General features: G+C 73.0%; 13 protein-coding genes. 7 read left to right on the forward strand and 6 right to left on the reverse strand.

Going from position 1 to position 12,665, the window contains the following annotated elements:
• Positions 1–388 precede the first annotated feature (388 nt).
• Together ACF09C_RS23160 and ACF09C_RS23165 are read right to left on the reverse strand one after the other, a co-directional pair.
• Complete coding sequence (locus tag ACF09C_RS23160) at positions 389–1,849, reverse strand: DUF3152 domain-containing protein (RefSeq protein WP_392093867.1); 1,461 nt, start codon at positions 1,847–1,849, stop codon at positions 389–391.
• Positions 1,850–1,857: 8 nt separating this feature from the next.
• Positions 1,858–2,862, reverse strand: a complete 1,005-nt coding sequence (locus ACF09C_RS23165) for an alpha/beta fold hydrolase (protein ID WP_392093869.1) — start codon at positions 2,860–2,862, stop codon at positions 1,858–1,860.
• Positions 2,863–2,996: 134 nt separating this feature from the next.
• On the opposite strand from ACF09C_RS23165, the gene ACF09C_RS23170 reads away from it, so the two are divergent.
• From ACF09C_RS23170 to ACF09C_RS23185, 4 genes are all read left to right on the forward strand, one after another.
• Positions 2,997–3,212, forward strand: coding sequence for a hypothetical protein (locus tag ACF09C_RS23170; RefSeq protein WP_361964205.1), 216 nt, complete (start codon positions 2,997–2,999; stop codon positions 3,210–3,212).
• A 147-nt stretch (positions 3,213–3,359) separates the two neighbouring features.
• Positions 3,360–4,022, forward strand: coding sequence for a TetR/AcrR family transcriptional regulator (locus tag ACF09C_RS23175; RefSeq protein ID WP_392093871.1), 663 nt, complete (start codon positions 3,360–3,362; stop codon positions 4,020–4,022).
• Positions 4,023–4,148: 126 nt separating this feature from the next.
• Positions 4,149–4,376: a DUF3107 domain-containing protein gene (locus ACF09C_RS23180; protein ID WP_362425336.1), complete on the forward strand. Its 228-nt coding sequence runs from the start codon at positions 4,149–4,151 to the stop codon at positions 4,374–4,376.
• A 199-nt stretch (positions 4,377–4,575) separates the two neighbouring features.
• Entirely contained in the window at positions 4,576–4,845 is a 270-nt protein-coding gene (locus tag ACF09C_RS23185) for a hypothetical protein (protein WP_392093873.1), read from the forward strand.
• 87 nt (positions 4,846–4,932) lie between these two features.
• Here ACF09C_RS23185 and ACF09C_RS23190 read toward each other — a convergent pair whose 3' ends face one another.
• Positions 4,933–5,679 carry a ferritin-like fold-containing protein gene (locus tag ACF09C_RS23190; protein ID WP_362011224.1) on the reverse strand — a complete coding sequence of 249 codons (747 nt, stop codon included), beginning with the start codon at positions 5,677–5,679 and terminating at the stop codon, positions 4,933–4,935.
• Between the two features lie 487 nt (positions 5,680–6,166).
• Between ACF09C_RS23190 and ACF09C_RS23195 the strand changes: the two genes are divergently transcribed.
• Together ACF09C_RS23195 and ACF09C_RS23200 are read left to right on the forward strand one after the other, a co-directional pair.
• Positions 6,167–8,350, forward strand: coding sequence for a DEAD/DEAH box helicase (locus ACF09C_RS23195; protein ID WP_392093876.1), 2,184 nt, complete (start codon positions 6,167–6,169; stop codon positions 8,348–8,350).
• 102 nt (positions 8,351–8,452) lie between these two features.
• A complete protein-coding gene (locus ACF09C_RS23200) occupies positions 8,453–9,325 on the forward strand; it encodes an alpha/beta fold hydrolase (RefSeq protein WP_392093877.1) in 873 nt (290 codons plus the stop codon).
• Here ACF09C_RS23200 and ACF09C_RS23205 read toward each other — a convergent pair.
• Entirely contained in the window at positions 9,322–10,257 is a 936-nt protein-coding gene (locus ACF09C_RS23205; protein WP_392093879.1) for an NYN domain-containing protein, read from the reverse strand. The genes ACF09C_RS23200 and ACF09C_RS23205 overlap by 4 nt on opposite strands.
• Positions 10,258–10,436: 179 nt before the next feature.
• Between ACF09C_RS23205 and ACF09C_RS23210 the strand changes: the two genes are divergently transcribed.
• Positions 10,437–10,589 carry a hypothetical protein gene (locus ACF09C_RS23210; RefSeq protein WP_318103221.1) on the forward strand — a complete coding sequence of 51 codons (153 nt, stop codon included), beginning with the start codon at positions 10,437–10,439 and terminating at the stop codon, positions 10,587–10,589.
• Positions 10,590–10,688: 99 nt separating this feature from the next.
• Here ACF09C_RS23210 and ACF09C_RS23215 read toward each other — a convergent pair whose 3' ends face one another.
• Together ACF09C_RS23215 and ACF09C_RS23220 are read right to left on the reverse strand one after the other, a co-directional pair.
• On the reverse strand, positions 10,689–11,294 hold the full coding sequence (locus ACF09C_RS23215; protein WP_362425325.1) for a MarC family protein: 606 nt from the start codon (positions 11,292–11,294) through the stop codon (positions 10,689–10,691).
• 383 nt (positions 11,295–11,677) lie between these two features.
• A complete protein-coding gene (locus ACF09C_RS23220) occupies positions 11,678–12,538 on the reverse strand; it encodes a PHP domain-containing protein (protein WP_392094348.1) in 861 nt (286 codons plus the stop codon).
• Between the last annotated feature and the right edge of the window lie 127 nt (positions 12,539–12,665).

Below are 12,665 nucleotides of genomic sequence, written 5' to 3' on the forward strand. Positions count from 1 at the left end.
TTGCCCCCCCCCCCCGCCGCGGGGGGCCGGGCCCCCCCCCCCGGCCCCCCCCCCCCCCCCCCCCGCCCGGGGCCGGCCGCGGGGGGGGGGGGGGGGCGCGGGCCCCCCCCCCCCCACCGGAAGGGGTGAATGCACGTAACTTTCCCACCCCGGTCGCGTTTCGTCGCGCTACGGGATGTTTCGCATACACAGCGTCAGGCTGCGGCCACGGCGAAGTCCGCACCCTTTCCGGCCGGAATGGCGGAGGCGGATTTCACCGCGCGGAATTGCCGTCGCCATGGCCAAGGCCGCGACCACGGACAAGGCCGCGGCGCGGGCCGCGGCCGAATCCACGGAACCGGCGGAATTCACGCGCGGATCGATGCCCGTCGGGCACGGCCCGCCGGCATCAACTTCCCGGATGGACCCATGGATTGGGACGGCACTTGATTCCGTCGATGTCCAGGGACTTCGTCTGCTGCTGCATCACGGGCGCGAGCGCGCCCGGCGTGCGGCAGGTGACGTGGCTGTGTCCGAGGCGGTGACCGACCTCATGGTTGATGAGCATCTGGCGGTAGGCGAACATCGCCTCGTCCCCGAAGGTGTCCGAACCCCGCGCCCAGCGGAAGGCGTTGATCATCACCCGGGAGGTGGACGCGGAGTCGCAGGAGACGTTGTCGACGGTGGTGTCGAGACCGGACTTCGCACACCATTTCCCGGTGGTGCCCGGGCTGGCGAGCGTGACCACGAACTCCGGCTCCCCGGTGGAGATCCGCTCGAAGGTCATGGCGCCCTTGCCGGCCCAGCTGCGCGGGTCGTTGAGGGTCTTCTGCACGGCCTGCGCGAAGAGCTTCGCGTCGAGTCCGAGGCCCCTCTCGACATCGACGCGGTAGCGGATCTTGCGCCCCTGCCCCGGCGCCTTGTCGAAACCGGGCACGGCCTCGAACTCGCCCGAGCCCTGGAGCTTGGGGTCGATCGGGTACTGACGGGCCATCAACTGCTCGTACGTGACCGGCGCGGCGGGTGCGGCCGGCTCGGCGGACGGGGCCACGGGGTGGGACGGTGTCAGCCGGTCGTCGGAGCGCGAGGCCCCGCCGTTGTCGACGGCCCGGTCGGTGGGCCCTTCCGCCGACCGCGTGACAGGCGCACCGGTGCCCCGGTCGGCCACCTGACCGGCCACGACGACGGCGAGGACGGTGGTCACGGCGGCGGCCGCGATGCCGGTGAACGCGCGGCCCTTGCCGCCCGTCCTGGCCGGGGCCTCCTCGGGGAGCGGCTCGGGTACGGCGGTGTCGTCCGCGTCGCTCTCCCGGCGCGGGCCGGGGATGAACGGCGGGGGCGCGTCGGCGGTCTCGGCCGGCGCGGTCCTGCGGCGCCCCTGCCAGTCGCCGTAGCGCTGGGGATGCGGCGGGGTGTCGGTGTGCTCGGGGTGCCCGCCCCGTACGGCCGTCTCCGCGGGGGCGGTGTAGACGGGGGTGCCGTGCATCGGCGTGTCCCAGACGGGCCGCCCACCGGGCGCGGGCCGCGCCGCGGGCTGCTGTCCGTACCCGCTCGGCGCCCGCCCGTACGGCGCGGTGCCGGTGCCCTGCGCGTACCCGGTCGGCTGCCCCTGGGCGTACCCGCCGCGGCCGTACGGGTCCTGGCCGTACCCACCCGAGGGATACGAACCCTGTGAGCGCGATCCCTGGGCGTACGCGCCTTGGGCGTACGCGTCCTGGGCGTACGCGTCCTGGGCGTACGCGCCCTCGGCGCCCGGTGCGCGCCTGCGGCGCCCCGTTCCCGCCCCGTTCGTGCCCCGCCCCTGGTCCCGCCCCTGCGCCGGTTCGGCGGGGGGAGTGGGCGCGGCGCCCTTACGACTATGTCGTCCCACGCCCCGGATCAGCTCCCGCCGCTGTCGTCGCCGGCCGCCGTACCGGCTGTGCTCGCCGGGTCGGCCCCGATCAGTTCAATCACGGCCTGAGCGACCGTCTCGGGGTACTCCATCATGGCCACGTGCCCGGCGTCCGGGAGGGTCAGCAGTCGCGAGCCGCGGAACGCGGCGGCGGCCCTGCGCGCCATCCGGTACGAGACGAGCTGGTCCCGACCGCCGTAGACGAGCAGCGTGGGCGCGAGCACCCGTTCCGCCTGCCGCCACAGGCCGTGCTGGCCGCCGAGGGTGTAGGCGTCGACGATGCCGCGCGAGGTGCGGGCCATGGCGTCCCAGAAGTACGGGAGCTCCAGGCGGCGCTCCATCTCCTCCACGGCGTGCCGCAGGCCCTCCTCGGACACCCGGCCGGGGTCTCCGTAACAGAGCGAGAGGACGCCGCGGACCCGCTGCTCCGGCGTCCAGTCCTGGGACAGCTTCGCGAACAGCGGTGCCACACCCGGCAGGGCGAACAGCGCGGTCGGCCAGGCGGTGCGCTGGACGCGCAGCTCGGGCAGGGCCGGGGAGACCAGGGTCAGCGTGCGCACCAGATCGGGGCGGACGGCGGCGACCCGGGTGGAGACGGCGCCGCCCAGCGAGTTGCCGATGAGGTGGACAGGGCCGCGGCCGGCGGCGTCCAGAAAACGGATGACCGCCCGGGCGTGTCCCGTCACGGAGTAGTTGCCGTCGTCGGGCGGCGGGGAGTCGCCGAAACCCGGCAGGTCGACGGCCTCGCCGTCGACCAGGTCCGCGAGCAGCGGCATCAGGGCCGACCAGTTCTGCGAGGAACCGCCGAGGCCGTGGACGTAGAGCGCGGGCGGGAGGCCCGGGCGGGTGGCGGGCCGGGCGCGCACGGTGAGCGTGAGCCCGGGCAGCGCGACGGAGCGCAGCTCCTCGCCGTCGGCGACCCGAACGGCGCGGGTCCGCGGCGTGTGAGGTGCGGCGGCGGTCCGGGTCTCCGGAAGCTCGGTCGACGACATGGCCGCAATATTACGAGACGATCACGCGGCGGCGCGTGTGTGTGGCGTCACAGGATCGGGTGCGCCGCGCGGAGTGTGCTCCTACGCTCGTAGGGAGGGCCATCGGAGAGGACCCGCATGCCGGAAGGAACCGCATGACTGTCGATCCGACCGAGCCGGACACATTCGCCGAGGAAGAGGACGTCGTGCTCGACGAGGAAATCCCTGAGGCCGACGCGGCCGAGCAGCGCGCGGAACTGCAGCAGCGCGAGGACGAGCCGCACACCCATGTCGAACGGGACTCGGCGAACGAGGCGGACTCCTCCGAACAGGCGCGCGTGGTCGCCCTCGACGAAGACGACTACCGCTGATTTGTTCGGTTTAACGTTGAATCTCCTGTCGCCCTCGGCGTCCGGTCCGTGAAATTCTGCGTCCGCGCCGCGCACAGCCGGGTTACCCAAAAGTACGATGGCGGGCGCGACACCACAGCGCGCATGGATCGATTTTTGGGAGGCGGCGTGACAGCCATCGAGCAGACAGAGGCAGCACGCCCTCGGGGCACGCGCCTGCCGCGCCGCGCCCGACGGAACCAGCTCCTCGGGGCGGCCCAGGAGGTGTTCGTCGCGCAGGGGTATCACTCCGCCGCGATGGACGACATCGCCGAGCGCGCGGGCGTCAGCAAGCCCGTCCTCTACCAGCACTTCCCGGGCAAGCTCGAGCTCTATCTGGCCCTGCTCGACCAGCACTGCGAGGCGCTGCTGCAGGCCGTGCGCACGGCCCTGGCGTCGACCAGCGACAACAAGCTCCGGGTCGAGGCCACCATGGACGCGTACTTCGCCTACGTGGAGGACGAGGGCGGCGCGTTCCGGCTCGTCTTCGAGTCGGACCTCACCAACGAGCCGGCGGTGCGCGAGCGGGTGGACCGGGTGAGCCTGCAGTGCGCCGAGGCGATCTCCGACGTCATCGCCGAGGACACCGGCCTGTCGAAGGACGAGTCCATGCTGCTCGCGGTGGGCCTGGGCGGTGTCTCCCAGGTCGTGGCGCGCTACTGGCTCTCCAGCGAGTCCGCCATCCCCCGCGACAAGGCCGTGGCGCTGCTGACCTCGCTGGCGTGGCGGGGCATCGCGGGCTTCCCGCTGCACCCGACGGACGGCCAGCCGGCCGCTGCCGAGGGTCACTGACCCCTCGCCGCCGGTGTTCGCTCCTGGCGTTCCGCCGGTGGGCCGTGCGGGTCCCCTCTCCGGGCTAATGTGTGCAGCGTACGGCGCGGTAGACGCGCAACGCTGACCGTTCGGAGGGACATAGCCGTGGAGGTCAAGATCGGCGTGCAGCACGCACCCCGGGAGATCGTTCTGGAGAGCGGGCAGTCCGCCGAGGAGGTCGAGAGCGCCGTGGCCGACGCGCTGGCCGGCAAGGCGCAGCTGCTCAGCCTCACCGACGACAAGGGCCGCAAGATTCTGGTCCCGGCCGAGAAGATCGCGTACGTGGAGATCGGCGAGCCGGCCGTGCGACGGGTGGGCTTCGGCGCTCTCTGAGACAGCCGACAGGAGAAGGGCCCGGCGGATTCGTTCCGCCGGGCCCTTCGTCCGTCCGGGTGGCCCGTGTTCCGGCCCGAGCGCCCGGGGACGGAACGAAGGTGCAGGTGAGGCGGGCGGGGAGGATTGCGTTCGAGTCGCCCCGGGTAGGACGGCTACGACCGCAATGCCCGCCCCGCACCGCACGCGAGGTGATCCCGTGTTCCTGGAAGCTCTCGGCTCCGCACTGCTCGGATTCGCCCTGGCCTGGGCCGCCGTGCACCGGCTGCCCGACCGCCTCCCCGCACGCGTGGTCGTCCTCACGACCGGCACGCTCGGGGCCGTCTTCGGCGCTCTGGTGACCCATGGCGCCCTCGGCCCGGGCCACGCCCTGCCGACGCTCGTCGGGGCCGTGGCGATCGCGGCCGTCCTGCTCTCGCTGCTGATCCGCCCGGCCTCCCGCCGGCTGCGCCGATCAGCGGCGGCGTGAACAGCGCCGCTCCTCACAGACACCACGAGGCCGCCGCGTCCGGCCCGGAGAACCGGGCCGTGTCGCGGCGGCCTCGTGCCGCAGGTGTTATGCCGCCAGGCCGAGCGCGGCCATGCGCTTGGTATGGGCCTCGGTGATCCGGGAGAACATCCGGCCGACCTCCGCCAGGTCGAAGCCCGCGGCCATGGTGTCGACGCCGCCGACGAGCATCGTGGAGAGGGCGTCCCGCTCGGCCACGACACGCTGGGCCTGCGAGAGCGCCTCGCCCATCAGACGGCGCGCCCACAGCGCGAGCCGGCCGCCGACGCGCGGGTCGGCGTCGATCGCGGCGCGGACCTTCTCCACGGCGAAGTTGCCGTGACCGGTGTCGTCGAGGACGGACAGCACGAGGGCGCGGGTGTCCGAGTCGAGCCGGGCCGCGACCTCCCGGTAGAAGTCACTGGCGATCGAGTCACCGACGTAGGCCTTGACCAGGCCCTCCAGCCAGTCGGACGGCGCGGTCTGGCGGTGGAAGTCGTCCAGCGCCTTGGCGAAGGGCTCCATGGCGGCCGTCGGCTCGGCGTCCACGGCGGCCAGCCGGTCCCGCAGCCGCTCGAAGTGGTGGAACTCGGCGGAGGCCATCTTCGCCAGCTCCGCCTTGTCCGCGAGGGTCGGTGCCAGCTTGGCGTCCTCGGCGAGCCGCTCGAACGCCGCCAGCTCTCCGTAGGCCAGCGCGCCGAGCAGATCGACGACCGCGGCGCGGTACTGCGGCTCGGCGGAAGCGGTGGCCCAGTCCTGGGCGGCGATCCCGGTCAGGGGCTCTTCGGCGGGCGTGGCGTTGTCAGGCGTCTCCATGAAGCGCACAATAGCCCGCTCCCCGGGGCGCTCAAGGCCCTGGTCAGTCACTGTGACCGCGCCCTCATCACCAATTCTCCCAACACACATGCGCGAATCCGGGGTACAGTGGTAAAGCGCCTGCCGAGTATGCGGACAAGCTTTCGCACGTTCGGACATACTCGGTGGGCCGACTCATGAATGAGGATGCCCGGTCGGTGGCCCGACTGGCTCCGACCCGACAGCCCTCCCCGCGCACCCGCAGGAGGGTCCCTCAGCGGCACGACGCTCGAGCGACGGCAGTGGTCCCGCGCCACCCGGCTGTGATCCATTCGTCGATCCGGCCGGAAGCGAATCGGCACGGTACGACCCCCAGCGTTCGCCTCGCGCCGCGTCTCACAGAAGAGGCAGCACCCTGACTACGACTTTCCGAGAGCTCGGGATCCTTCCCGAGACGGCCGAGGCGCTCGAAGCCGTCGGCATCGTGTCCCCCTTCCCCATCCAGGAGATGACCCTTCCGGTCGCCCTCTCCGGCACCGACGTCATCGGCCAGGCCAAGACCGGCACCGGCAAGACCCTCGGTTTCGGTCTGCCGCTCCTGGAGCGCGTCATCGTCCCCGCGGACGTCGAGGCCGGCCGGGCCAAGCCCGAGCAGCTGACCGACGCCCCGCAGGCCCTGATCGTCGTCCCCACCCGCGAGCTGTGCACCCAGGTCACCAACGACCTGCTGACCGCCGGCAAGGTCCGTAACGTCCGCGTGCTCGCCATCTACGGCGGCCGGGCGTACGAGCCTCAGGTCGAGGCGCTCAAGAAGGGCGTCGACGTCATCGTCGGCACCCCGGGCCGTCTGCTCGACCTGGCCGGCCAGCGCAAGCTGGACCTGTCCCACGTCAAGGCCCTCGTCCTGGACGAGGCCGACGAGATGCTCGACCTGGGCTTCCTGCCCGACGTCGAGAAGATCATCAACATGCTTCCGGCGAAGCGTCAGACCATGTTGTTCTCGGCGACGATGCCGGGCGCCGTCATCGGCCTGGCCCGTCGCTACATGTCGCAGCCCACGCACATCCGCGCCACCGCGCCGGACGACGAGGGCGCGACGGTCGCCAACATCACGCAGCGCGTCTACCGCGCGCACTCCATGGACAAGCCGGAGCTGATCTCCCGCGTCCTGCAGGCCAACGGCCGCGGGCTCGCGATGATCTTCTGCCGTACGAAGCGCACGGCGGCCGACATCGCCGAGCAGCTGGAGCGGCGCGGCTTCGCGTCCGGCGCGGTCCACGGCGACCTCGGCCAGGGCGCCCGCGAGCAGGCCCTGCGCGCGTTCCGCAACGGCAAGGTCGACGTGCTCGTCTGCACCGACGTCGCCGCGCGCGGCATCGACGTCGAGGGCGTCACGCACGTCATCAACTACCAGTCGCCGGAGGACGAGAAGACGTTCCTCCACCGCGTGGGCCGCACCGGCCGCGCGGGCGCCAAGGGTACGGCGGTGACGCTGGTCGACTGGGACGACATCCCGCGTTGGCAGCTGATCAACAAGGCTCTGGGTCTGGACTTCCACGACCCGGTCGAGACCTACTCCAGCTCCCCGCACCTCTTCGAGGAGCTCGACATCCCGGCCGGCACCAAGGGTGTCCTGCCCCGCGCCGAGCGGACCCGCGCCGGTCTGGACGCGGAGGAGCTCGAGGACCTGGGCGAGCCGGGTGGTCGTGGTGGCCGCGGTCGCAAGCAGGCCGCCCCCGCTGCCGAGGAGCGCCCGGACCGGACGCGCACCCCGCGCCAGCGTCGCCGTACGCGCGGTGGCTCGGCCGCTGCCGAGACGGCCGTCGCCGCCGCACCGGCAGCGGTCGCCGCTCCGGTGACGGAGGACGCGCCGGCGGAGCCGCGCACGCCGCGCCGCCGTCGCCGCACCCGCACGGGCGGGGCGGCCGGCGCTCCGGCCCCGCGCGTCGCCGAGACGACCGCCGCCGCTCCGGTCGCCGCCGCTCCGGTCGCCGTCGCTCCGGTCGCCGTCGCTCCGGTCGCCGTCGTCGCCGCGCCCGTGGTCAAGCAGGCCAAGCCGGTGGACCGGGCCCCGCAGGCCGCCTCCGAGGCGCCGAGGGCCCCGCGCCGCCGCCGTCCGCGCATCCTGCCCGAGGCGGAGACCGTGGGCTTCCAGACCGTGGAGACCGCGGCCGCGGCCCTCGCCGCGGCGGCCACCGTCGCCCCGGTCGCGGAGCCTGTCGCCGAGCCGGTGGCGCCGGTCGCCAAGCCGGCCGTCGAGTCGGCCGCCGAGCCTGTCGTCGCCGAGGCGCCGAAGAAGGCCCCGCGTCGCCGGACGACGAAGAAGGCCGTCGCCGCCGAGGTGACCGAGGCCGTCGAGGCCGCCCCGGCCGCCGCCGCCGAGGCCGTCGAGGAGCCGAAGAAGGCCCCCCGTCGCCGTACGGCCAAGAAGGCCGTGGCCGCCGAGCCGGTGGAGACGCCGGCCGTCGAGCCGGTCGCCGAGGAGGCCCCCAAGGCCCCGCGTCGCCGGACGACGAAGAAGGCCGTCGCCGCCGAGGCACCGGACGCCTCGGAGCCGAAGACCGCGCCGCGCCGCCGTACGACCAAGAAGGCGGCCGCCGCTCCGGCGGAGGCCGGTGTCGTCGAGGAGGCCCCCAAGGCTCCGCGTCGCCGCACGACGAAGAAGGCCGCGGCCGCGCAGCCCGAGAGCTGACGCGCCGTCCGCACCTTCCGCGTGGCCCGGCCCCTCACCAGGGGCCGGGCCACGCGGCTGTCCGCCCTCCGGCCCGCGCTGAACAGCGGATACAGTCGCACCATGAGCAAGCCCCGGTCCCTGGCGCTGCCGCCGCGCACCCGTGCCTACCGGCTGAGCACCACACGCGGCGACTTCGCCGTCCTGGACATCGCGCCCGAGGGCGAGCGGCGCGGCACGGTGCTGCTGCTGCCCGGCTACACCGGCAGCAAGGAGGACTTCCTCGCGCTGCTCGGTCCGCTGGCGGAGCACGGCTACCGCGCCCTGGCCGTCGACGGGCGCGGGCAGCACGAGACCCCGGGGCCGCGCGGGCGCCACGCCTACCGCCGTCGGGCGCTCGCCCTGGACGTGGTGGCGCAGGCGGCCGTGCTCGGCGACGGTCCGGTGCATCTGCTCGGCCACTCCTTCGGCGGCCTGGTGGCGCGCGCCGCCGCCGAGCTCGCGCCGGGTGCCTTCCGCTCGCTGACCCTGCTCTCCTCGGGCCCCGGCCGGGTCGCACGGCCGCAGCGGATCAGGGTCCTGGCGCTGCGGGGCGCGCTCGCGCTGCTGCCGAAGGAGCGGGTCTGGCGGGCGACGCGCTGGCTGGACAGCCGGGGCGAGGAGCCGGGGGCGAGCGACCCGCCGGAGATCGTACGGTTCCTGCGGCGGCGTTGGATGCGCACCCGGATTGCCCAACTGGCGGGCGCGGGGCGGCTGTTGCTGAGCGATCCGGACGGTACGGCGAGGCTTGCCGCGCTGCCGATGCCGGTGCACATCGTGTACGGCGCGGACGAGATGGTCTGGCCGACGCAGGGCCTGGCCGAGGCCGCGGCCCGGACGGGCGCGCACCACACAGTGGTCGCGGGCGCGGGCCACTCCCCCAACGTCTCCCACCCGGAGGAGCTGGCGGCCCGGCTGGCGGCGTTCTGGGACGGTCCGCCCGAGTCCACCCCCTAGGGGAGCTGGAACTGCGCCTGGAGGTGCTGCCAGAACCCGTCGCGGAGCGCCCTGCGCAGCGCCGCGTGGCCGCGCAGGGACCGGCCGAGGAGCCGCTCGGCGTCGATGAGGAGTTCCTGGTCGACCGGTCCCGGCAGGTACGGGTGTCCCGGCAGCAGCTCGGCCAGCGTGTCGCTGCCGCGCTGGGCGATCCACATGGCGGCGATCTGGGCGCCGACGAAGCGGACCTCGTCGCGGGAGGGCGGTGGCCCGCCGTCGTTCTCGTACGTCGTGACGGGTCGTCGGGTGACATAGGGGCGCCAGAAGTCGAGGTCGAAGGTGCGCCGGCTGTCGACCTCCCAGAGCAGGGGCTCGGCCTGGTTGGGCCCGTCGGCGGACTCGATGCCCCAGAGGTGGACCCGGGCTCCGTAGCCCTGGGCGGCCTCGACGGCGGAGACGAGGTCCTCGTCGCCGCCGACGAGCGCGGCGTCGCTGATCGCGCGGTGGCGGGCGAGGGACTCCAGGTCGGAGCGGATGAAGGAGTCGACGCCCTTCTGCTGGTTGTTGGCGTTGAGGTTGCCGAGCCGGACCTTGACGTCGGGGAGTTCGGCGATGGACTGCTGCTCGGGCGTGTGGATGCGGCGACGCGCGCCGTCGTACCAGTAGACGCGCAGCAGCCGGCTGTCGGCGAAGATCGTGCGGGCCTTGTCGATGAAGGCCTCGATGAGCCCTTCGGCGTCGAGGTCGAAGGAGCGGCGGTCCTCGGTGCCCGCGACCAGCAACCCGGCCGCAGCATAGACGTAACCCGCGTCGACGAAGATGGCATGGGTCGAAGGGGTCTTAGCCACTTCGGCGAGCATCCGCCTCAGGAGCTCATTGGTGCGCTCCAGGCGGTCGCCCAGCTCGGCGAAGGGGTCCGGGGACGGCGTGCGGGGTGTCTCTGCGTCGTTCATACGGGGCTCATTCTCCGCCCGGTCCACGGCTCCCGCCACCACCCCCCACGGTAGTAGTTAGCCATCCGAAAAATTTCCTTAGCGTAGGGAATGTTTGCAGGATGCATGTCGTTGGACCCTCTGTAACACGCACAGCAGTTCTCCATCAGGAGGATCAACTCCAGACGAAGGGAGAAGCCATGCGCTTCGAAATCCTGCGACTCGACGACATCGACGGCACGCCCGTCGACCGGACCGTCGTGGACGCCGCCTCCGTCAACCGGATCGTGCAGCAGGCCGCCTCGATCGGCCAGCGCATCTGGATCCGCCCGGCCGACACCACCGCCTCGTAACGAGGTACCCGCCCGCACGCACCGCGCCCCCGCATGGACTCCGACGACCGGAATCCGTACGGGGGCGCAGTGCTGTGCGGCTGTGCGGCGCAGGAGGGGCTACGCCCCCTGGACGATCTGCATCACGCCGTTGATGATCTGCTGCACGGCGATGGCCGACAGCATCATGCCGGCGAGCCGGGTCACGAGCACGACACCGCCGTCCTTGATGACCCGGATGATCAGCAGCGAGTAGCGCATGGTCAGCCAGAGCACGACGTGCATGGCCACGATCGCCGCCCAGACGGAGACCTGCGCGCCGACGCCGTCGGCGTGCTGCACGGCGAGGATCACGGAGACGATCGCACCGGGACCGGCGAGCAGCGGCATGCCGAGCGGCACGAGCGCGACGTTGACGTCCTTGGTCTGCTTGGGCTCGTCGGTCTTGCCGGTGAGCAGGTCGAGCGCGATGAGCAGGAGCAGCAGACCGCCGGCGATCATCAGGGCGGGCACGGAGACGTGCAGATAGGCGAGGATCTGCTGCCCGAGGATCCCGAAGACGGTGATGACGCCGAAGGCGACGGCGACGGCCTGCCAGGCCATCCGCCGCTGCACCTTGGCGGGCCGGCCGGAGGTGAGGCCGAGGAAGATCGGGGTGATCCCGGGGGGATCCATGATCACGAACAGGGTCAGAAACAGCGAGCCAAATACGGCGACGTCGAACACGGTGTGCCTTGCGATGAGGGGTGTACGAGGGGGTGGGCGGGCATGCGCCCGCGCCACGGCTCCGCCGCGCGAGGGCGCGGTGGCGGGTGACGAATGAGGGGTGGAGGGATCGCCGGGGTCAGGGGTGACCGCCCGCGCGTACCGCCGAGCGGTGCGGGCGCGTTCCCGAGACGTGGGAGAGCCGGGGCGTGCTACGCCCCTGATCCTCCGAACTGGCCCTAGGGTCTGTCCGGCGGATCAGGGCCGGATAGGACGCGGCGTCTGGTGCGGTGCATCGCAAGGCGTCGGAGCGTCTCGATAGCGGAGCTATCGGGGCGTTTCGGCAACGCGGCGAGGCGTCGTGCCAGGCGTCGCGGCCCCGGTCATGATCCGCCGGACAGGCCCTAGGCCGGTCCGCCCGTGCCCGGGACCGGGAAGGCGCCGGTGGCACGGCGCGTGATCTCGCCGTAGATCTCGGGGTCGGTCGTGTACTCGCCGAGGGCGCAGGTCTTGCGGCTGCCGTGGTAGTCGCTCGAACCGGTGGCCAGCAGCCCGAGGTCCTGCGCGAGCCCGTGCAGGCGCGCCCGGGTCGGCTCGTCGTGGTCCATGTGGTCGACCTCGATGCCGTCGAGGCCGGCCTCCGCGAGGCGGGCGATCGCGGCCTCCGGGACGACTTCGCCCCGCTTGACCGCGAGCGGGTGGGCGAAGACCGTGACGCCGCCGGCCGCCTTGACGAGCCGGATCGCCTCGAACGGGTCGAGCTCGTGCTTCTCGACGTACGCGCGTCCGCCGTTCGCCAGCCACTCGGGCGTGAACGCGCCGGACACGTCCGCCACGACGCCGAGTTCGACGAGCGCCTCCGCGACGTGCGGGCGGCCGACCGAGCCGTCCCCCGCGATCCGGGCGACCTGGTCCCAGGTGACCGGGACGCCGAGTTCCTGGAGCTTGCCGACCATCGCCCGGGCGCGCGGCACCCGGTCGTCCCTGACCAGCTCCCGTTCGGCGGCGAGCGCGGGCTCGTCGGCGTCGAAGAGGTACGCGAGCATGTGGAGGGGCACGCCGTCCATGCGGCAGGACAGCTCGGCGCCGGTGACGAGGGTCAGCCCCGCCGGCAGCGCGGCGATCGCTTCGGCGTGGCCCCGCGTGCTGTCGTGGTCCGTGAGGGCGACGACGTCCAGGCCGGCGGCGGCCGCGTTGCGGACCAGCTCTGCCGGGGTGTCCGTGCCGTCCGAGGCGGTGGAGTGGGTGTGCAGGTCGATGCGCACGACGTCGTACTCCAGGTCTCGGGGCGGGCGAACAAGGGGACGCTCCAGCATAACGGGCGAATAAGGCCCGTCGGCCCCGTACAACGAAGGCTTCGAGCCGCACCCGCCCCGCACACTCAAGCCACGA

The sequence above is a fragment of the Streptomyces sp. NPDC014870 genome (assembly GCF_043081505.1).
Lineage (GTDB): Bacteria > Actinomycetota > Actinomycetes > Streptomycetales > Streptomycetaceae > Streptomyces.